This window comes from Streptomyces sp. YJ-C3 (assembly GCF_053891275.1).
On record NZ_CM132685.1, the window covers coordinates 1,295,819 to 1,315,829 of the forward strand.

At 71.6% G+C, this 20,011-nt stretch carries 19 protein-coding genes; 10 read left to right on the forward strand and 9 right to left on the reverse strand.

Features of this window, described 5'->3' with window-relative positions; all coding sequences use genetic code 11:
* The first annotated feature begins 285 nt into the window (after positions 1-285).
* The 3 genes from ACVHNB_RS05755 (at position 286) to ACVHNB_RS05765 (ending at position 3,652) form a co-directional block, all read left to right on the forward strand.
* Positions 286-2,196: a trypsin-like peptidase domain-containing protein gene (locus ACVHNB_RS05755; protein ID WP_456228841.1), complete on the forward strand. Its 1,911-nt coding sequence runs from the start codon at positions 286-288 to the stop codon at positions 2,194-2,196.
* Between the two features lie 176 nt (positions 2,197-2,372).
* Positions 2,373-2,852: a sec-independent translocase gene (locus tag ACVHNB_RS05760; RefSeq protein WP_428952482.1), complete on the forward strand. Its 480-nt coding sequence runs from the start codon at positions 2,373-2,375 to the stop codon at positions 2,850-2,852.
* Positions 2,853-2,986: 134 nt separating this feature from the next.
* Complete coding sequence (locus ACVHNB_RS05765; RefSeq protein WP_428952481.1) at positions 2,987-3,652, forward strand: hypothetical protein; 666 nt, start codon at positions 2,987-2,989, stop codon at positions 3,650-3,652.
* 72 nt (positions 3,653-3,724) lie between these two features.
* On the opposite strand, the gene ACVHNB_RS05770 is transcribed toward ACVHNB_RS05765, so the two are convergent.
* The 3 genes from ACVHNB_RS05770 to ACVHNB_RS05780 are packed head-to-tail and all read right to left on the reverse strand — an operon-like array spanning position 3,725 to position 6,733.
* Complete coding sequence (locus ACVHNB_RS05770; protein ID WP_456227553.1) at positions 3,725-4,858, reverse strand: Mrp/NBP35 family ATP-binding protein; 1,134 nt, start codon at positions 4,856-4,858, stop codon at positions 3,725-3,727.
* Positions 4,859-4,902: 44 nt separating this feature from the next.
* The gene (locus tag ACVHNB_RS05775; protein WP_428952479.1) at positions 4,903-5,469 is read right to left on the reverse strand and encodes a DUF1003 domain-containing protein; all 567 of its coding nucleotides are present in this window, start codon (positions 5,467-5,469) and stop codon (positions 4,903-4,905) included.
* Positions 5,459-6,733 (reverse strand): magnesium transporter MgtE N-terminal domain-containing protein, encoded by a 1,275-nt coding sequence (locus ACVHNB_RS05780; protein WP_428952478.1) that lies wholly within the window; start codon positions 6,731-6,733, stop codon positions 5,459-5,461. Before ACVHNB_RS05780 ends, ACVHNB_RS05775 begins: the two co-directional genes overlap by 11 nt.
* 190 nt (positions 6,734-6,923) lie before the next feature.
* Between ACVHNB_RS05780 and ACVHNB_RS05785 the strand changes: the two genes are divergently transcribed.
* Entirely contained in the window at positions 6,924-7,673 is a 750-nt protein-coding gene (locus ACVHNB_RS05785; RefSeq protein ID WP_428952477.1) for a hypothetical protein, read from the forward strand.
* Between the two features lie 51 nt (positions 7,674-7,724).
* Here the strand turns inward: ACVHNB_RS05785 and ACVHNB_RS05790 are convergent, their stop codons facing one another.
* Both ACVHNB_RS05790 and ACVHNB_RS05795 read right to left on the reverse strand, forming a co-directional pair.
* Positions 7,725-8,237 carry a hypothetical protein gene (locus tag ACVHNB_RS05790; protein ID WP_428952476.1) on the reverse strand — a complete coding sequence of 171 codons (513 nt, stop codon included), beginning with the start codon at positions 8,235-8,237 and terminating at the stop codon, positions 7,725-7,727.
* 13 nt (positions 8,238-8,250) lie between these two features.
* The gene (locus tag ACVHNB_RS05795) at positions 8,251-9,381 is read right to left on the reverse strand and encodes a magnesium and cobalt transport protein CorA (protein ID WP_428952475.1); all 1,131 of its coding nucleotides are present in this window, start codon (positions 9,379-9,381) and stop codon (positions 8,251-8,253) included.
* A 477-nt stretch (positions 9,382-9,858) separates the two neighbouring features.
* Between ACVHNB_RS05795 and ACVHNB_RS05800 the strand changes: the two genes are divergently transcribed.
* Positions 9,859-10,449 carry a suppressor of fused domain protein gene (locus tag ACVHNB_RS05800; protein WP_456227554.1) on the forward strand — a complete coding sequence of 197 codons (591 nt, stop codon included), beginning with the start codon at positions 9,859-9,861 and terminating at the stop codon, positions 10,447-10,449.
* Between the two features lie 3 nt (positions 10,450-10,452).
* Here ACVHNB_RS05800 and ACVHNB_RS05805 read toward each other — a convergent pair whose 3' ends face one another.
* Positions 10,453-11,709: an MFS transporter gene (locus ACVHNB_RS05805; RefSeq protein WP_428952473.1), complete on the reverse strand. Its 1,257-nt coding sequence runs from the start codon at positions 11,707-11,709 to the stop codon at positions 10,453-10,455.
* A gap of 168 nt (positions 11,710-11,877) precedes the next feature.
* Here ACVHNB_RS05805 and ACVHNB_RS05810 point away from each other — a divergent pair, with 168 nt between their 5' ends.
* From ACVHNB_RS05810 to ACVHNB_RS05820, 3 genes are all read left to right on the forward strand, one after another.
* Positions 11,878-12,531, forward strand: a complete 654-nt coding sequence (locus ACVHNB_RS05810) for a DUF6758 family protein (protein WP_428952472.1) — start codon at positions 11,878-11,880, stop codon at positions 12,529-12,531.
* A 129-nt stretch (positions 12,532-12,660) separates the two neighbouring features.
* Entirely contained in the window at positions 12,661-13,524 is an 864-nt protein-coding gene (locus tag ACVHNB_RS05815; protein WP_428952471.1) for a PHP domain-containing protein, read from the forward strand.
* A 51-nt stretch (positions 13,525-13,575) separates the two neighbouring features.
* On the forward strand, positions 13,576-14,181 hold the full coding sequence (locus ACVHNB_RS05820) for a MarC family protein (protein WP_456227555.1): 606 nt from the start codon (positions 13,576-13,578) through the stop codon (positions 14,179-14,181).
* A gap of 81 nt (positions 14,182-14,262) precedes the next feature.
* Here ACVHNB_RS05820 and ACVHNB_RS05825 read toward each other — a convergent pair whose 3' ends face one another.
* Positions 14,263-14,415: a hypothetical protein gene (locus tag ACVHNB_RS05825; protein WP_306317966.1), complete on the reverse strand. Its 153-nt coding sequence runs from the start codon at positions 14,413-14,415 to the stop codon at positions 14,263-14,265.
* Positions 14,416-14,676: 261 nt separating this feature from the next.
* Between ACVHNB_RS05825 and ACVHNB_RS05830 the strand changes: the two genes are divergently transcribed.
* Positions 14,677-15,588: an NYN domain-containing protein gene (locus tag ACVHNB_RS05830; RefSeq protein ID WP_428952469.1), complete on the forward strand. Its 912-nt coding sequence runs from the start codon at positions 14,677-14,679 to the stop codon at positions 15,586-15,588.
* Between the two features lie 4 nt (positions 15,589-15,592).
* Here ACVHNB_RS05830 and ACVHNB_RS05835 read toward each other — a convergent pair whose 3' ends face one another.
* Together ACVHNB_RS05835 and ACVHNB_RS05840 are read right to left on the reverse strand one after the other, a co-directional pair.
* Positions 15,593-16,453 carry an alpha/beta fold hydrolase gene (locus ACVHNB_RS05835; protein ID WP_428952468.1) on the reverse strand — a complete coding sequence of 287 codons (861 nt, stop codon included), beginning with the start codon at positions 16,451-16,453 and terminating at the stop codon, positions 15,593-15,595.
* A gap of 106 nt (positions 16,454-16,559) precedes the next feature.
* Positions 16,560-18,722: a DEAD/DEAH box helicase gene (locus ACVHNB_RS05840; protein ID WP_456227556.1), complete on the reverse strand. Its 2,163-nt coding sequence runs from the start codon at positions 18,720-18,722 to the stop codon at positions 16,560-16,562.
* A 524-nt stretch (positions 18,723-19,246) separates the two neighbouring features.
* Between ACVHNB_RS05840 and ACVHNB_RS05845 the strand changes: the two genes are divergently transcribed.
* Positions 19,247-19,993, forward strand: a complete 747-nt coding sequence (locus tag ACVHNB_RS05845) for a ferritin-like fold-containing protein (RefSeq protein WP_428952466.1) — start codon at positions 19,247-19,249, stop codon at positions 19,991-19,993.
* The last annotated feature ends 18 nt before the right edge of the window (positions 19,994-20,011 follow it).

Sequence of the window (20,011 nt, forward strand, 5' to 3'; positions counted from 1 at the left end):
CCCGCGCCTGCCTCCGGCGGTGGAGCGGCCGACGGCGACGAGCCGTTCCGGCCCGCGCCCGGCCCTACCGACGCGGCCGGGGCCCCGGCCCCGGTTCCGGCCTCGGTCGAGGAGACGGCCGGTGCCGGTGACGGGGCCGGTGCGGACGGGGAGAGTTCGGCTGTCCCCAGGGGCGTCGTGGCCGGGGAATCGGTTGGCCCCGATCGTGCCGGGGAGCCGGCGGCCGGTGTCGCAGCGCCGGATTCTGTCGGTCCGGCGGGGCCCGCGGCGCCCGAGGCTGATGCTGTGGCGCGGGAGTCTGTCGGCCGGGACCACCCTGCTGTGCCCGCGGTCGACGTCGCAGCGCCGGATTCTGTCGGTCGGGAGCGCCTCGCAGCGCCTGCGGTCGATGCCGTCGCGGGGGACTCGGGCGGGCCGGACCGTCCTGTGGCCGATGCCGTGGTCCAGGAGCCTGTCGGCCAGGACCACTCTGCCGCGCCCGGGGCCGATGCCGCAGCGCCCAGGCCTGTCGGCCGGAGCAGTTCCGCGGTGCCGGACGCTGTCGACCAGTACCCTCTCGCGGCGCCCGTGGCCGACGCGATCCCGGATGCGTACCGCCCGGCGGCGGCCGACGACGAGCCCCGGCCGTTGCACGACCCCGACCCGTACAGCACCCCGCCCTACGGCGAGCCGGGGCCGTGGGCGCCCGCGCCGCCCGTGCAGCGCCCAGGCACGCCGGCCCACGGCACAGTGACGCCGCCGGTCGGCCAGCAGCAGGAGGCCTACCCGGGCGGCCCGGGCCAGCCCCCGCAGAGCACCACGCCGGCCCACGGCACAGTGACGCCGCCGGTCGGCCAGCAGCAGGAGGCCTACCCGGGCGGCCCGGGCCAGCCCCCGCAGAGCACCACGCCCGCGCCTGCTCCTGCCCCTGTTGCTCCAGCCCCGCAGAGCGGCACACCTGCCCCGGCCCAGCCGTATCCGGCCCCCGCGCCCGCGCCCACCGCCGTCCCGGTCCACGCCCAGCCCCCCAGCGGGCCCTGGCAGCAGTACGACCCGTGGGCCGGGCCCGTGTCGTTGTCGGGCGGCGGCGGGCCCGTCGGTGAGAGGCCGCGGCGCGGGCGGCGGGCGCTGGCGCTCGGGGCCGTGCTGATCGCCCTGGTCGCCGGCGTCGTCGGCGGCGCCATCGGCTCGTACCTCGAACGCAACGGCGGGGCGGACGTCGAACTCCCGCAGGCGGGCGCCGAGTCCGCGCACAGGGCCCCCGGCAGCGTCGCGGGCATCGCCGCCAGCGCGCTGCCCGGCGTCGTCACCATCCACACCAAGGGCTCGTCGGAGCAGGGCACGGGCACCGGTTTCGTCCTCGACAACCGCGGCCACATCCTCACCAACAACCATGTCGTCGAACCGGCAGGCTCCGACGGGCAGATATCGGTCACCTTCGCGGGCGGTGAGAGCGCGGACGCCGACGTCGTCGGGCACGACAGCGGCTACGACCTCGCCGTCATCAAGGTCTCCGGCGTCCGCGGCCTCAAGCCGCTGCCGCTCGGCAACTCGGAGAACGTCCAGGTCGGCGACCCCGTCGTGGCCATCGGCGCCCCCTTCGACCTGGCCAACACGGTCACCTCCGGCATCATCAGCGCCAAGGAGCGGCCCATCACCGCGGGCGGTGAGAAGGGCGACGGCACCGACGTCAGCTACGTGGACGCCCTGCAGACCGACGCACCCATCAACCCCGGCAACTCCGGCGGCCCGCTGGTCGACTCGCGCGCCCGCGTCATCGGCATCAACAGTGCCATCCGGTCCGCCGACAGCGGCTCGGAGCTCGACGGCGGCCAGTCGGGATCGATCGGCCTCGGCTTCGCGATCCCGATCAACCAGGCCAAACGCGTCGCCGAGGAGCTGATCAACACCGGCAAGGCCACCCACCCGGTGATCGGCGTCACACTCGACATGGACTACAGCGGCGACGGCGCCCGCGTCGGCACGAAGGGCAACGACGGCGGCTCGGCCGTCAGCCCCGGCGGCCCCGGCGACAAGGCGGGCATCGAGCCCGGTGACGTGATCACCGAGGTCGACGGCGTCCGCGTGCACTCCGGTGAGGAACTGATCGTCAAGATCCGCGCCCACCGCCCCGAGGACGAACTGGCCCTCACGGTCGAACGGGGCGGAAAGGAACGGAAGGTGACCCTGGTGCTGGGCTCCGCCGACGGAAACTGACGGAAACTGACGGAAACCAACGAGCTGAAGTCCGGCATCCGTGATCCTGGACGTAGCCCAGTGGCTACCGAACGGACAGGATCGCCGGGTACCGTGGACCCGGTCCGATGCCGGACCCTGCCGAAGACCTGCTACTGAAGACCGACCGCGGGCCGAGGACACGCTAGGAGAGCAAGGTGTTCAACGACATTGGCCCACTGGAGGTCGTGACGCTCGTCGTGCTGGCCGTGCTCGTCTTCGGCCCCGACAAGCTGCCGAAGCTCATCCAGGACGTCTCGCGCACCATACGCAAGATCCGCGAGTTCTCGGACAGCGCCAAGGAAGACATCCGCAGCGAACTGGGCCCCGAGTTCAAGGACTTCGAGTTCGAGGACCTGAACCCCAAGACGTTCATCCGCAAGCAGCTGGACAGCGACGAGCTGGGGCTCAAGGAGATCCGCAACGGGTTCGACCTCAAGAAGGAGATGGCCGAGGTCACCGAAGCGGTCCACACCGTCGGTGAGCTGGAGGAATCCGGTTCGGCCGGTGCCTCGGGCAGCTCGTCCGGCAGCGGCTCCGGCGGCCGGATCGACATGCAGAAGCGTCCCGACATGGAGAAGCGGCCCGAGAAGCCGGCCGCGGGCGATCCGCCGCCGTTCGACGCCGACGCGACCTGAACCACACCGCCTGAAACCGGGCCTCCTGGACCCGGTGTGGCATCCTGCCTTGTTGTTGCGCGGACCGGACGTGAGAACGCCCGAGGGGGGCGGGCCGCTCCGGTCCGTACGAGAGCGAGGAGGCGGCCGGGTACATGGAGACGACGAGTCGGGTGGGCGCGCAGGCGCCGGCCACCGAGGGGGCCGGTCAGGTTCCCACGGCCCGGCGCACGGTCGACGGCTACCTGCTGGCGCCCTTCCCGTGGTACGGCCTCGACGAGGCCTTCACGGGACCGCGTTGGCTGATGCAGGTCGGCACCACGGCGGACGGGTCCGTCGAGCACGGTTCGATCGGGCACGGTGACGAGCCCTCGGTGCGCAGCGAAGGGACCCTCCAGGGCGACGCCACCGAGCGGTTCGCGGTCGTGGTGACCGTCGCCGCGAATCCGGTACGGCGCAGCGCCGACGGCACCGGCCTCCTCGAGGCCACATCCGTCTCCTCGGCGGCCTGGCTCGCCGGGGTCGGGCTGCTCTCGTTCACCTGGCCCGGCCAGATGGACCACACGCTGCGCGACGACTGGCTGGACCAGCAGACCGAGACGGCCTGGGTGCTCGCCGACGACCTCGGCTCCGCGGACTGGGCGACGCTGTCGCTGCCCGTGGACGGGGTGCCGACGGAGTTCCACTACCGCGAGTCCGAGTTCGGCTGGGTGCTCGCCGGTTCCACGCAGGCCGGGGTGCACCTGGGCGCGTACGGCCGGGGCATGAGCGCGTACGGGCTCGGCTTCTCCGTGGTCAAGGACATCGCCGAGCTGGCCTAGCGCCCGGCGGACGAAAAGCGGGCCGCACCCGGAACGACTCCGGGAGCGGCCCGCTTTCGCGTGCTCAGCGGCTCAGAACTTGTTGCGCGGGGTGATCCCGAGCGACATGCCCGACAGGCCGCGCTGGCGCCCGCCCAGCTTGCCCGCGATGGCGCGCAGGGCCGAGCCGGCGGGGGAGTCGGGGTCGGTCAGAACGACCGGCTTGCCCTCGTCGCCGCCCTCGCGCAGACGCACGTCGATGGGGATGGAGCCGAGCACCGGCACGTTCGTGCCCGTCGTCTTCGTGAGACCGTCGGCGACCAGCTGGCCGCCGCCCGTGCCGAAGACGTCGACCATCTCGTCGCAGTGCGGGCAGGGCAGGCCCGACATGTTCTCGACGACACCGACGATCTTCTGGTGCGTCTGCACCGCGATGGAACCGGCGCGCTCGGCGACCTCGGCGGCGGCCTGCTGCGGCGTCGTCACGACGAGGATCTCCGCGTTCGGCACCAGCTGGGCCACGGAGATCGCGATGTCGCCGGTGCCCGGCGGCAGGTCGAGCAGCAGCACGTCCAGGTCGCCCCAGAACACGTCCGCGAGGAACTGCTGGAGCGCGCGGTGCAGCATCGGGCCGCGCCACACCACCGGCGCGTTGCCCGGCGTGAACATGCCGATGGAGATGACCTTCACGCCGTTCGCCGACGGCGGCATGATCATGTTCTCGACCTGGGTGGGCTTGCCGTCGGCGCCGAGCATGCGCGGGACGCTGTGCCCGTAGATGTCCGCGTCGACGACGCCGACCTTCAGACCGTCGGCGGCCAGCGCCGCCGCCAGGTTCACGGTCACGGAGGACTTGCCGACGCCGCCCTTGCCGGAGGCGACCGCGTACACCCGGGTCAGCGAGCCCGGCTTGGCGAAGGGGACCTCGCGCTCGGCGGTCCCGCCGCGCAGCGCCGCGGCCAGTTCCTTGCGCTGCTCGTCGCTCATCACGTCGAGCGTGACGTCGACACGGGTGACACCGTCGACGCGGCCGACGGCCTCCCGCACGTTGTTCTCGATCGTCGAGCGCATCGGGCAGCCAGAGACGGTCAGGTACACGGTGACCGCGACGGCTCCGTCCGCACCGATGTCCACCGATTTGACCATCCCCAGTTCGGTGATGGGTCGCTGGATCTCGGGGTCGTTCACTGTCGCGAGTGCCTCGCGCACCGCGTCTTCCGTAGCCATACGACCGATAGTACGGCGCGGTAACCGGGGCACGGAAAGCCCCGTCAGCGGTCGTCTACATCACGTCCGCGGTCGCTGTCCGCCGGGAATACCGCGGTCCGCTGCTGCTCCTCCAGCTCCTTGAGGAGGTCCTGCAGCTCGGAGCGGATCCAGTCGCGGGTCGCGACCTCGCCGAGACCGATCCGCAGGGCCGCCACCTCACGGCTCAGATACTCGGTGTCGGCGATCGACCGCTCGTTCTGCTTGCGGTCCTGTTCGAGGTTGACGCGGTCGCGGTCGTCCTGCCGGTTCTGCGCGAGCAGGATGAGGGGCGCGGCGTACGACGCCTGCAGCGACAGCATCAGGGTCAGGAAGATGAACGGGTAGTTGTCGAAGCGCAGATGATCGGGCGCCGCGATGTTCCAGGCGACCCACGCGATGATGATGACCGTCATCCAGACGATGAACCGGCCGGTCCCCAGGAAGCGCGCGATCCGCTCGGACAGCCGCCCGAACGCCTCCGGGTCGTAGTCCGGCAGGATCTTGCGGCGCGGCGGGCGCGGCTGGTCCAGCCGGATGCGCGGGCGGCGCGGGGCGTCGGCGGCCCGCGGGTCGCGTTCCTCAGTCGCCATGGTTCACGTCCCCCGCGAGGTGGAACTCCTGCTCGCGCCAGTCCTCGGGCAGCATGTGGTCCAGTACGTCGTCGACGGTCACGGCGCCGAGCAGCGAGCCGCTCTCGTCGACGACGGGCGCCGCCACCATGTCGTACGTCGCGAAGAACCCGGCGATCTCCGGGAGCGGCGCACCCGGCGAGAGGGCCTGCAGATCCTCGTCGAGGATCGAGCTGACCATCGTGTACGGAGGGTCGCGCAGCAGCCGCTGGAAGTGGATGGTGCCCAGGTACTTGCCGGTCGGTGTCTCGTCCGGCGGCCGGCACACGTAGACCTGCGCGGCGAGCGCCGGCGACAGGTCGGGGTTGCGGACCCGGGCGAGCGCGTCGGCGACGGTCGAGTCCGGGCGCAGCACGATCGGCTCGGTCGTCATCAGACCGCCCGCGGTCTTCTCCTCGTACGCCATCAGGCGCCGCACGTCGGCCGCGTCGCTCGGCCGCATCAGGGCGAGCAGGCGTTCCTTGTCGGGCTCGGGGAGTTCACCGAGCAGGTCGGCCGCGTCGTCCGGGTCCATCTCCTCCAGGACGTCGGCGGCGCGCTCCTCCTGCAGTTTGCCGAGGATCTCGATCTGGTCGTCCTCGGGGAGCTCCTCGAGGACGTCGGCGAGGCGCTCGTTGGTGAGGGCGGCGGCGACCTCGGCGCGGCGCTTGGGAGAGAGGTGGTGCAGGACGTTGGCGAGGTCGGCCGGGCGCAGCTGCTCGAAGGTGGCCAGCAGGTTCTCGGCGCCCTGCCCGTGCTCCTCCAGCGAGAAGCCGTCGACGGCGGACCAGTCGACGGTCAGCGCCTCTCCCTTGCGCCGGAAGGTGCCGCCCTTGCCCTTGCGCACGAAGATCCGGTCGATCTCCCAGTCCCGGCGGGCGGGCAGCTGCTGGATCGAGACGTCCAGGACGGTGACCTCCTCGCCCGACTCCACGAGCCGGACGCGCCGGTCGAGCATCTCGCCGAGGACCAGGCGCTCGGTGGGGCGCTGCTCGAAACGCCGGACGTTGAGCACCCCCGTCGTGATCACCTGGCCCGACTCGATGCCGGTCACCCGGGTCATGGGCAGGAAGATGCGGCGGCGCGTGGACAGTTCGACGACGAGCCCCAGCAGCCGCGGCGGCCGCCGGTCCACGCGCAGCATGGCGACGAGGTCGCGCACGCGCCCGACCTGGTCCCCGTTCGGATCGAACACGGCGATCCCGGAGAGGTGGGAGACGAAGATCCGCGGAGCGACTGCTGCCATGCCTCCTCGCACCTCCCTCTCGAACGGATCCATCCTGCAGTACGGGCAACCCGTGGATCAGGCTATCCGGTGCCCGTCGAACACGCCTTTGCGCTGCGTCCACCCGTACCCGCCCGAGGAACCGCAGATGGCACCGGTACGCTGCCGTACTGCCGCCGAGCCCGATGCCGTACGAGAGGTGGTCCCGCCCGTGACCGCACTTCCCCTGGACCGCCGCCGAACCCGCAGGACAATTCTTGCCGGGGTGCTGTGCACGGGGCTCGCGGCCGGGCTCGCGGGATGCGGCGGGGACGACCCGGACGCGGGCACCAACGGGGTCGGCAAGCTGGACCCCGCCAAGATCCAGAGCCGTACGGTCAAGGCGGCGCAGGGCGCGGACACCGTGCACGTCGCCGGGACGGTGGTCAGCGGCGGTCACACGTACCAGCTCGACATGCGGCTGAAGGGCGACGGCGGCACGGGGTCGGTGACCACGGGCGGCAGTACGTTCCGGCTGCTGCGGGTGGACGAGCACCTGTACCTCAAGGCGGACGCCGACTTCTGGACGCACTCGGACGAGGCCGGGGACGGGGACGGCGCGGCCGCGGAGAAGCTCGACGGCAAGTACGTGAAGGTGCCGACCGGCGACCCGGCGTACAAGCGGCTCAGCACGTTCACGGACAAGGACGTGCTGCTCGACGGACTGCTGACGCTGCACGGCACCCTGGACAAGGGCGAGCACGGCTCGTCCGGCGGCACCCGCACGATCCAGCTGACCGGCGACGAGGGCGCCGGCGGCACGCTCGATGTTTCCCTGGAGGGCACGGCGTACCCGATGCGCCTGGAGCGGGCCGGAGGCGCGGGGACGCTCCGGCTGACGGACTGGGGGCGGGACTTCACGCTCGAGGAGCCGGAGGCCGGGGACACCGTCGACTACGGGCAGGCACTGCCGTCCTCCTGAAGGCCAGGCGGCTTGGCCCCCGGACCCCCGGTCCTCGACCGCCTGCCGGGCTCACCTGCTCTTCCGCCGGGCCAGCAGGCGCGGCAGCCCCGCAGGCACCGCATTGCGCGTCGTCGCAGGGGACGGGAGCGGACGGGCCGCGAGGGACCCCTCCGAGGCCGGCACCGGATCCGCGCCCGCCACCGGCTCCAGCCGCAGCACCCGGCACTCACGCGCCCACCGCTCGGGCATCGTCTCCGCGTCGGGCGCGTTGAGCCGCTTCCCCTTCAGCTCGCCGACGGCCGCCTCCCAGGACTCCGTACCGGAGCCGAGCTCCACGACCTTCGCCCGCCAGCCGACGAGCCGCCCGCCCTTGTCCTTGCTGCGCACGGTGACCAGGGCCGCGCCGCCGTCGACGAGGTCCGGCAGCGGCTGCTCACCGGGCCCGTCGCCGACCACCAGCGCCGCGCCCTCGTGCCACACGTGCCACAGCGCCCGCTCGGCACCCGTGCCCCGTACCCAGATGAGCCCGGACTTCTTCGTGGCCTCCTCGACGAGGGCGGCATCGAGCAGTTCAGTCGTCATGCGGCAAGCGTAGCTACAGCCATCCGTTGCGCTTCAGGGTCCGGTGGATCGCGAAACAGGCCACGACGGTGATACCGAGGACGAACGGGTAGCCGAACCGCCAGTGCAGCTCCGGCATGTGGTCGAAGTTCATGCCGTACACACCGCACACCATCGTCGGTACGGCCACGATGGCCGCCCACGAGGTGATCTTGCGCATGTCCTCGTTCTGGGCGACGGAGGCCTGCGCGAGGTTGGCCTGGAGGATCGAGTTGAGCAGCTCGTCGAAGCCGATGACCTGCTCCTGTACGCGCTCCAGGTGGTCGGCGACGTCCCGGAAGTACTTCTGGATGTCCGGGTCGATCAGCCGCATCGGCCGCTCGCTCAGCAGCGCCAGCGGCCGGCGCAGCGGGGCGACGGCCCGCTTGAACTCCAGCACCTCGCGCTTGAGCTGGTAGATGCGGCCCGCGTCGGAACCGCGCGGGGAGCCCTTGCCGGTCTGCGAGAAGACATCGGTCTCGACCTCGTCGATGTCGTCCTGCATCGCGTCGGCGACCGCGAGATATCCGTCGACGACGTGGTCCGCGATCGCGTGCAGCACGGCGCTCGGCCCCTTGGCCAGCAGCTCGGGGTCGTCCTGGAGCCGGTGGCGCAGCGCCCGCAGCGAGCCCTGGCCGCCGTGCCGCACCGTGATGAAGAAGTCCCGCCCGGTGAAGCACATGACCTCGCCGGTCTCCACGACCTCGCTGGTGGCGGTGAGTTCGGCGTGCTCGACGTAGTGGATGGTCTTGAAGACCGTGAAGAGCGTGTCGTCGTACCGCTCCAGCTTGGGGCGCTGGTGCGCGTGCACGGCGTCCTCGACGGCGAGCGGGTGCAGCCCGAACTCGGCGGCGATACCGGCGAACTCGGCCTCGGTCGGCTCGTGCAGGCCGATCCAGGCGAACCCGCCCTCGCGGCGCACCTGGAGGCGGGCGCCGCGGGGCGTGAGGCAGTCGGGGGACTCGGCGCGGGCCCCGTCGCGGTAGACCGCGCAGTCGACGACCGCGGACACGGCCGACGGGTCACGGGTGGAGTCGTACGAGTTGCGCGCCTCGTTGCCGTACGGGGCCACGCTCTTGCGCAGCGAGGGACGGACGGCGGCTCGCAGGTCGCGAATCATCGACATGGGCAGGCTCCTTCGCGGGCGGGAGCCGCGCCGCGGCGGGTGGAACTACCCGGAATGAGGACGTCCTGGCCAACCGGACATGCTGCACGTCCACAAAGCGGGGAGCACCGCACCGACGCTGGGCGGCTTCGCTTACTGATTCGGATCAGGAAGATCAGAAAGATCAGGCGGAAACGAAGCGCTCTTCCGGCATACGCGGGCAGCCCGGGAAGCAGATCACTGCTGACTGCGGTGTGACGTGCGGGCCTAGCGGCCGGAAGAACGGGTGGTACTGCACGGTCGACTTCGATCCATGACAGCCCCACCTCCTCCGGCCGGTCCCCCGTGAGGGACGTGAGTGGGTCGGTTCTTCGAGGACTCCGAGAGTCCTCGGCGGGTACGCACTGCGCACCATCCCGACCAGCGGCCAAGACTATCAGCCGACTGAAGAAGCAAGCCCCGTCTTTACCCGTTGCATGCGAGTTCTATGCTCGCGGGATGGCAGAAGTTCTTGCGCTGGTGGAAGCCCGGCTGACCACGGCCCTGGGCGAGCCGGACGCGCGCGCGGCGGTCACGTTCCTCGGCACGGACCGGATCGAGGTGCTGCGCTTCACCGACGGCGACCAGGGAGTCGTCCGGTACGCGACCCTCGGCATGTCCGCGTCCCCGATGTCCGACCCGACCGCGGCGCTCGCCGACCCCGTGAAGGGGCCGCGCGCCGAGCTGGTCCTCACCGTCCGCGCCGGGCGTGCCGACACGGACAAGGCGCTGCGCCCGCTGGCCGTCCTGGCCGCCTCGCCGCAGGTCGAGGGTGTCGTCGTGGCACCGGGTGCCTCGCTGGACGTGGGGGAGGCGCTGTGGCCCGGGGCCCCGTTCACCTCGGTGCTGGTGGCGGAGCCGGGCGGCCTGGTCGAGGACCTGGACCTGGACGAACCGCTGGACCCCGTACGGTTCCTCCCGCTGCTGCCCATGACGCAGAACGAGGCCGCGTGGAAGCGGGTGCACGGTGCGGCCGCGCTGCAGGAGAAGTGGCTGAACAGCGGAACGGACCTGCGCGATCCGCTGCGCAGGTCCGTGCCTCTCGACTGATCTCTAGTTGGCGAAGACGGTGACGCCGTCCTCGGTCGCGTGCTGCGGCTCCAGTTCCTCGGCGTCGTGGGTGAGCGAGCTCCTGCGCACCCACACGACGACCGCGCCGAGCACCGCCGTGACCGCGGCGACCACGAACGGGATGTGGATGTTGCTCCACTCCTCGATCTTCGGCGCGAAGAACGGGGCGGCCGCGGCGGCGAACCACCGCACGAAGTTGTATCCGGCGGAGGCGACGGGCCGCGGCGCGTCCGAGACGCCGAGCGCCAGCTCCGTGTAGACGGTGTTGTTCACGCCGATGAAGGCGCCGGACAGGATCGTGCAGACGATCGCCGCGGTGTGGTTGCCGTACCCGAGGACGAGCACGTCGACGGCGAGCAGGACCAGCGAGCCGCCGAGCACCTTCAGCGAGCCGAACCGGGCCTGCATGCGCGGCGCGACGATCACCGAGAACAGGGCGAGCAGCACGCCCCAGGCGAAGAAGACGGCGCCGGACTTGTACGGGGTCATGTTCAGCACGAACGGCGTGAAGGCCAGGACCGTGAAGAACGTGTAGTTGTAGAAGAAGGCCGAGACCGCCGCGGACGCGAGACCGCCGTGGCCGAGCGCCTTGATCGGGTCGAGGACCGACGTCTTCCTGGCGGGCTTGGGCTGTTCCTTCAGGAACGCGGTGACGCAGAGGAACCCGACGGCCATCAGGGCGGCGGTGCCGAAGAACGGGTAGCGCCAGCTCGCGTTGCCGAGCAGGGCGCCGACCAGCGGCCCGCACGCCATGCCGAGGCCCAGCGCGGACTCGTACAGCAGGATCGCGGCGGCCGAGCCGCCGGCCGCGGCGCCGACGATGACCGCGAGGGCGGTCGACACGAAGAGCGCGTTGCCGAGGCCCCAGCCGGCCCGGAACCCGACGAGTTCGCCGACGGAGCCGGAGGTGCCGGCGAGCGCGGCGAAGACGACGACGAGCGCCAGCCCGACGAGCAGGGTCTTCTTGCCGCCGATCCGGCTGGAGACGAACCCGGTCACCAGCATCGCGACGGCGGTGATGAGGAAGTAGGAGGTGAAGAGCAGGGAGACCTGACTCGGTGTCGCCTGAAGGCCCTTGGCGATCGACGGCAGGATCGGGTCGACGAGCCCGATGCCCATGAAGGCGACGACGGATGCCCCGGCGGTCGCCCAGACCGCCTTCGGTTGACGCAGGATGCTGCCCGCACCTGCGTCGAACGGGTCCCCTTCGACGGAACCCCCTGTACTGCTGTGGCTCATGCCCGCTCCTTGTCCGCATCGGATCGTTGGCTTATGCACATAATAAGTTAGCCGTGCTAATTAATGCAAGCTACATCTATTTCTCCAGGTCGGACCGGGCGGAGCCGGTGCACTCCGGACGGGTGATCGTCCTTGACGGGGCGCGGGACGGGGAGGACCGTGGGCCTTATGAGGGGCGAACCCAGTTGCCCGAAGTGTGGTGGCCGGGTCAGGGCTCCCGGACTCTTTGCCGACTCCTGGCAGTGCGACGTGCACGGAGCTGTGCACCCGCTGCAGCCCGTGATCCCGCCCAGTGTCGAGGCCCTCGGCGTCGTGGTGCGTCGTGCCCAGGTCCCCGTGTGGATGCCCTGGCCGCTGCCCGTCGGCTGGCTGTTCACCGGGGTCGCCAACGCGGGGGACGACCGCACCGGCGGCCGCGCGACCGCCGTCGCCTGCTCGGGCCCCGGTCCCCTCGGCGGCATCGGTGAGCTGGTGCTCGTCGCCGAGGAGCTGGGCGTCGGGCTCGGTGCGCGGTACGCGGGCATCGACGGCCCCGACCCGGGCCCGTACATGGATGTCACGGGACCGCCGCACGCCAAGGTCCTCGCGGCCGGCCGGCCCACCCCGCTGTGGCACGTCTCCGGAGCCCCGGCCGACCGGGCCGTCTTCGCGGGCGAGGCGCGCGGGCTGTGGCTGTGGGCCATCGTGTGGCCGGAGCAGTCCGGGATGCTGATGTACGACGAGCTCGTGCTCACGGACCTGCGGGACGCGGGCGCCGAGGTCGATCTGCTGCCGTGCGGGGCGATGTCCCCGCGGATCCTGCAGCAGGGCGACGAGCGGTAAGAGGCGGCGGTAAGGGGCCTGGCCCCGGTTCGGTGGTGACGGGGCTGTTCGAAATCCCCGTTATCCTTGAGCGTCCCCTTCTGTCACAGGTCGCCGAGTCCTGTCCGTCCGAGCCTGGAGTACGCAGCCGTGCGCATCGATCTGCACACCCACTCCACTGCTTCCGACGGCACGGACAGCCCGGCCGACCTGGTGCGGAACGCCGCCGCCGCAGGCCTGGACGTCGTGGCGCTCACCGACCACGACACCACGCGCGGCCACGCCCAGGCGCTCGCGGCCCTCCCCGAGGGGCTGACCCTCGTCACCGGCGCCGAGCTCTCCTGCCGCCTCGACGGCGTGAGCATGCACATGCTGGCGTACCTCTTCGATCCCGAGGAGCCCGATCTGCTCGCCGAGCGCGAGCTGGTCCGCGACGACCGGGTCCCGCGCGCCAAGGGCATGATCGCCAAGTTGAACGAGCTCGGGGTCCCGGTCACCTGGGACCAGGTCGCCCGGATCGCCGGGGACGGCTCGGTGGGCCGCCCGCACATCGCCTCCGCGCTCGTCGAGCTCGGCGTCGTGCCCACCGTCTCGGACGCCTTCACGCAGGACTGGCTGGCCGACGGCGCCCGCGCGTACGTGCCGAAGCACGAGACGGACCCCTTCGAGGCGATCCGCCTGGTCAAGGCCGCCGGCGGGGTCACTGTCTTCGCGCACCCGGCCGCCGTCAAGCGCGGCCGGACCGTCCCCGAGTCGGCGATCGCGGAGCTGTCCGCGGCCGGCCTCGACGGCATCGAGGTCGACCACATGGACCACGACCCGGCGACCCGGGACCGGCTGCGCGGCCTGGCCGCCGATGTCGGCCTGCTCACCACCGGTTCCTCGGACTACCACGGCAGCCGCAAGACCTGTGTGCTCGGCGAGTACACGACCGACCCCGAGGTCTACGGGGAGATCACGCGCCGTGCCACGGGGGCCTTCCCGGTGCCGGGTGCCGGCGGACGCCGCGCCTGATCACCCGCACGTCCCCTCTTCCGCTCCACTCCCGCAAGGCAAGCCCTCACTGTGTTCGACGTCGCCGTCTTCGGATCCCTTTTTCTCACGCTTTTTGTGATTATGGATCCCCCCGGAATCACCCCGATCTTCCTCGCCCTCACCGCGGGCCGCCCCGCCAAGGTGCAGAAGCACATGGCCTTCCAGGCCGTCTGCGTCGCCTTCGGCGTCATCGCCGTCTTCGGCGTCCTCGGCCATCAGATCCTCGACTACCTGCACGTCTCGGTGCCGGCGCTGATGATCGCCGGCGGTCTGCTGCTCCTGCTGATCGCCCTCGACCTGCTCACCGGCAAGACCGACGAGCCCCAGCAGACGAAGGACGTGAACGTCGCCCTCGTCCCGCTCGGCATGCCGCTGCTCGCCGGGCCCGGCGCGATCGTCTCCGTGATCCTGGCCGTCCAGAAGGCCGACTCGGTCGCGACGCAGCTCTCCGTCTGGACGGCGATCATCGCGATCCACGTCGTCCTGTGGCTCGTGATGCGCTACTCGCTGGTGATCATCCGCATCATCAAGGACGGCGGCGTGGTCCTGGTGACCCGGCTCGCGGGCATGATGCTCTCGGCCATCGCCGTCCAGCAGATCATCAACGGCGTGACCCAGGTCATCCAGAGCTCCTGACGCGCCCGTATGCGCGCGCATACGCGAAGCCCCCGTACGCAGCGTGCGTACGGGGGCTTCGAAGTGTGTGAGTCGATGCCGCTACGAGGCGGACGACTCGGCCGGGCGGATGTAGAGGCGCTGCCCGATGGCGGCGGCCTGCTGAACGATCCGGTTGACGGAGGCGGCGTCCACGACGGTGGAGTCCACGGCGGTGCCGTCGACGTCGTCGAGTCGCATGATTTCGAAGCGCAAGGGCTTCTCCCTTCGTCTGGTCATCCTCCTGAAGGAGAACTGCTGGTGCAGGACAACAGTCTTGTCCTGCCGTACGGCCAGGCGGTTGCCTGCCCGTTAAGAGTGGATTGCGTGGCTAGGGTGCCCCGCGTTCTGTATGGGTACAACGAGTTGCCCCCAGCAAACATTCCCTACGCTAAAGAAATTTTTCGAGAACCTAATTACTTGCGAGTAACGCGGTCGGTTGTGCACGGGGCGTGACGACCAGGACAATGAGCGGCAATGAACGCAACCAACGCGGACGACCCCCTCGCCGCCGTCGGGGTCCGCCTCGACATCACGAACGACCTGCTCAGACGGATGCTCGCCGAGGTCGCGAAGACGCCGTCGACGCACGCGATCTTCGTGGACGCCGGTTACCTGTACGCCGCGGCCGGCCGCCTCGTCGCGGGCACCGAGGACCGCCGCGCCTTCGACCTGGACGCCGAGGGCCTCATCGACGCACTCATCGACCGGGCCCGCACGATCTTCGCGGACAGCCGCCTGCTGCGCGTCTACTGGTACGACGGCGCCCGCCGCCGGATCCACACCACCGAGCAGCAGTCGATCGCCGAGCTGCCCGACGTCAAGGTCCGCCTGGGCAACCTCAACGCGAACAACCAGCAGAAGGGCGTCGACTCCCTCATCCGCAGCGACCTGGAGTCCCTCGCCCGGCACCGCGCCATCAGCGACGCGGCGCTGCTCGGCGGCGACGAGGACCTGGTCTCCGCCGTCGAGGCCGCACAGGGCTACGGCGCCCGCGTCCACCTCTGGGGCATCGAGGCGCCCGAGGGGCGCAACCAGGCCGAGCCGCTCCTGTGGGAGGTCGACAGCCAGCGCACGCTCGACCTCGACTTCTTCAAGCCGTACGTGTCCCGCCGCGCCGTCACGTCGTACGAGCACACGGACGCACCGCGCCCCGCCCGCGAGCAGGTCCGCTTCGTCGGGGCGCAGATCGCCGCGCAGTGGCTCGGGGAGCGCGGGCGCGAGGCGTTCGCCGAGGTGCTGCCCGGCCACCCCTATCTGCCGGGGCCGGTCGACCAGGACCTGCTGGTCGAGGCGGAGCGCCTGCTCCAGTACTCGCTGCGCGGCCAGTCGGATCTGCGGCGGGCGCTGCGCGACGGGTTCTGGGCGCATTTGCGCGCCCAGTTCTAGAGCCTCAGGCCGGATGCCGGTCCCAGAAGGCGGCGAGGGCCGCGGCCGTCTCGCCGGGGCGGTCGGTGTTGGGGGAGTGCTCCGCCCCGGCGATCACCGTCCGCTCGGCCTTGAGGCGGCCCGCCATCTCGTCGAGCAGCGGTACGGGCCAGGCGTCGTCCCGCTCCCCGGACAGTACGTGCACCGGCGGCGCGAGCCCGGCCAGCTCGTCGACCCGGTCGGGCTCGGTGCACAACTGCCGTCCGGTGGCGACCAGTTGGGCGGGGCTGTTGCTCATCCAGCGGCGCCGCAGATCGTCCTCGTCGCCGCGCGCCTCGACGGGCCCCTCGGCCGCCTCCAGCGCCTGGATGGCCTCCCACACCTGCGCCATGTCGAGCGTCGCGAGCGCGCCCTGGAGCAGCTCGACGCGCTGCTGCTGGGACCGGGACACGGCGGCCGGGCCCGACGCCATCAGCGTCAGGGACGCGAAGGGCGCCGGGTCGGCGATGACCGCGGCGCGAGCGACGAGCCCGCCGAGCGAGTGCCCGAGCAGATGCACCCGCGCCGAGCCGAGCGCCGCGGCCTGGGCCAGCACATCCCGCGCCAACTCGTCCTGGGCGTAGGGGAGTTCGTCGTCCTTCGGGCCCGCGGACTCGTACTGGCCCCGCCCGTCGACGGCGACGCTGCGATACCCGGCCGCGCTCAGCGGTCCGTGCAGCGCGATGAAGTCCTCCTTGCTCCCGGTGAACCCCGGAAGCAGCAGCGCGGTGCCCCGCACGGGACCGGACTCCGGTTCACCGACGAGCGCGGCGAAGTCGCCTCTGGCGGTGCGCAGCACGTGGGCACGGGTGCCGGACGGCGGGACAAAGGTCGGGGGCCTGCTCATGCCGTGAGGTTACGTGGCGGGGCGGCCGGGCGCCCGAGGGGGCCACGACGAAGGCCCGGACCCCGCAGTGCGGGACCCGGGCCTCGTGGCGCAGTGCGGATCAGGCTCAGGCCTCGGGGGCCACGGCCTTCTTGCGCGTGCGCTTCGGCTTGGCCTCGGCGGCGGGCGCTTCCTCCGGAGCCGCGGCGACGGCCTTCTTACGAGTCCGCTTCGGCTTCGCCTCGGCGTCCACGGTCTCCACGGCGGCCTCGGCCGGAGCCGTGGCCTTCTTGCGGGTCCGCTTCGGCTTCGTCTCGACGGCCTCGACCGTGTCGACCACGACCTCCGCCTTCTTGCGCGTGCGCTTCGGCTTGGCCTCGGCGGCGGGCGCCTCCTCCGGAGCGGCGGCGACGGCCTTCTTACGAGTCCGCTTCGGCTTCGTCTCGACAGCCTCGACCGTGTCGACGACGGCTTCCGCCTGCGCGTCGACGACGGGCTCCGCCTTCTTGCGCGTGCGCTTCGGCTTGGCCTCGGCGGCGGGCGCCTCCTCCGGAGCGGCGGCGACGGCCTTCTTGCGCGTACGGGCCGGCTTGGCCTCGACGGCCTCCGCCGTGTCGACGGCGACCTCCGCCTTCTTGCGCGTACGGCGACGCGGCGCGGCCGGGGCCTCGACGGTCTCCGCGACGGGCGCCACGGCCTCGACCGTCTCGACGACGGCCTCGGCCTTCTTGCGCGTACGGCGACGGGGCGCGGCCGGGGCCTCGGCGACCGGCTCGGCCACCGGAGCGACCGGGGCGACGACGGTCTCGACCGTCTCGACGACAGCCTCGGCGGCGGGCGCGGCCTGCGCGCCACCACGGGTACGGCGCCGACGGCGCGGCGTGCGCGGCTCGGAGGCGTCCTGCGCGACCGGCGTCACCGGAGCGGCGGCGGGAGCGGCGGCCGCCTCCGCGGCGACCGGCTCGCCGCTGCGCGTGCGACGACGGCGGCGCGGCGTGCGGGCGGAACGCTCCCGCTCCTGGCCGCGATCACGGTCCCGGTCCCGGTCCTGCGAAGGACGGCCACCGCGGCCGCCGCGCGACGAGGCACCCCGGCCACCGGTCTCGCCCAGGTCCTCGATCTCCTCGGCCGCGAGTCCGGCGCGGGTGCGCTCGGCGCGCGGCAGGACACCCTTGGTGCCCGCCGGGATGCTCAGCTCCTCGTACAGGTGCGGCGAGGAGGAGTACGTCTCGACCGGGTCGTTGAAGTCCAGCTCCAGCGCCTTGTTGATCAGCTGCCAGCGCGGGATGTCGTCCCAGTCGACCAGCGTGATCGCGATGCCCTTCTTGCCCGCGCGGCCGGTGCGGCCGATGCGGTGGAGGTACGTCTTCTCGTCCTCGGGCGACTGGTAGTTGATGACGTGCGTGACGCCCTCGACGTCGATGCCGCGCGCGGCGACGTCGGTGCACACCAGCACGTCGACCTTGCCGTTGCGGAACGCGCGCAGCGCCTGCTCACGCGCGCCCTGCCCGAGGTCGCCGTGCACGGCGCCGGAGGCGAACCCGCGCTTCTGCAGCTGCTCGGCGATGTCGGCGGCGGTCCGCTTCGTCCGGCAGAAGATCATCGCGAGCCCGCGGCCGTCGGCCTGCAGGATGCGCGCGACCATCTCCGGCTTGTCCATGTTGTGCGCGCGGTACACGTGCTGCGCGATGTTCCGCACGGTCGCGCCCTCGTCGTCCGGCGACGTGGCGCGGATGTGCGTGGGCTGCGACATGTAACGGCGGGCGAGGCCGATGACGGCGCCCGGCATGGTCGCCGAGAACAGCATCGTCTGACGCTTGACCGGAAGCATGTTGATGATCTTCTCGACGTCGGGCAGGAAGCCCAGGTCGAGCATCTCGTCGGCCTCGTCGAGGACGAGCGCCTTCACGTGCGAGAGGTTCAGCTTCTTCTGCCCGGCGAGGTCGAGCAGCCGGCCCGGGGTGCCGACGATCACGTCGACGCCCTTCTTGAGGGCCTCGACCTGGGGCTCGTAGGCGCGACCGCCATATATGGCGAGGACGCGCACATTGCGCACCTTGCCGGCGGTCAGGAGGTCATTGGTCACCTGCTGGCACAGCTCGCGCGTCGGGACGACGACGAGGGCCTGCGGGGCGTCGGTCAGCTGCTCGGGCTTGGCCCGGCCGGCCTCGACGTCCGCGGGAACGGTGACGCGCTCCAGGAGCGGCAGACCGAAACCGAGGGTCTTGCCCGTGCCGGTCTTGGCCTGGCCGATGACGTCCGTGCCGGAGAGGGCGACGGGGAGGGTCATCTCCTGGATGGGGAAGGGGTTGATGATGCCGACGGCCTCAAGGGCCTCTGCCGTCTCGGGGAGAATGCCGAGCTGACGGAATGTCGAAGTCTGCGTAGTCAGGGTGTTGCCTCTTCTGTGAGGTGCGGTGCGAGGCGAACGCGGGGGTCTTGACCGTGCCAGTGCCGTGCCGTTGGTACGCCGGTCTCGATCCGCTGCTGCGGGTGGACCGGATGGCGCGGGACCACTGCCGACGCTCGAGCGCTCGTGCCGCTGAGGGGCCCCTCCTCGTGCCGTACGTCGCGTGACGTACGAGCCGGAGGGCTGTCGGGTCGGAGCCGATCGGGCCTCCGACCGGGCATCCTCATTCGTGAGGCCCGTCGCAAGTACGCGCAAGCGCCAGGAATCGGGCTTGCACTCGGCGGGCTCATTACCACCATACCCCGGAAACGCGCATGTGCGATGGCCGAATTGGTCACGTAGCCGTCGTCACACTCCTTGACCAGGGACTTCCGTGGGGCGGCGAGCGGGCTATTGTGCGCTTCATGGAGACGCCTGACAACGCCACGCCGTCCGCCGAAGCGACCCCCGCAGCGACCGGGATCGCTGCCCAGGACTGGGCCACCGCGTCCGCGGACGCGAACTACCGCGCCGCCGTCGTCGACCTGCTCGGTGCCCTCGCGTACGGGGAGCTGGCGGCGTTCGAGCGGCTCGCGGAGGACGCCAAGCTGGCGCCGACGCTGGCCGACAAGGCGGAGCTCGCGAAGATGGCGTCCGCCGAGTTCCACCACTTCGAGCAGCTGCGGAACCGGCTCGCGGAGATCGGCGCGGAACCGACCGAGGCGATGGACCCGTTCGTCGAGGCGCTCGACGGCTTCCACAAGCAGACCGCTCCGTCGGACTGGCTGGAGGGCCTGGTCAAGGCGTACGTCGGCGACTCGATCGCCAGTGACTTCTACCGGGAGGTCGCGGCCCGGCTCGACTCGGACACCCGCTCCCTGGTGCTCGCGGTGCTCGACGACACGGGGCACGCCTCGTTCGCCGTGGAGAAGGTGCGCGCGGCGATCGACGCGGACCCGCGCGTGGGCGGCCGGCTCGCGCTGTGGGCGCGGCGCCTGATGGGCGAGGCCCTGTCGCAGTCGCAGCGGGTGGTCGCGGACCGCGACGCGCTCTCCACGATGCTGGTCGGCGGCGTCGCCGACGGCTTCGACCTGGCCGAGGTCGGCCGGATGTTCTCCCGGATCACCGAGGCGCACACCAAGCGGATGGCGGCGCTCGGACTCGCTGCCTAGAACCTTCTTCGCGAGGGG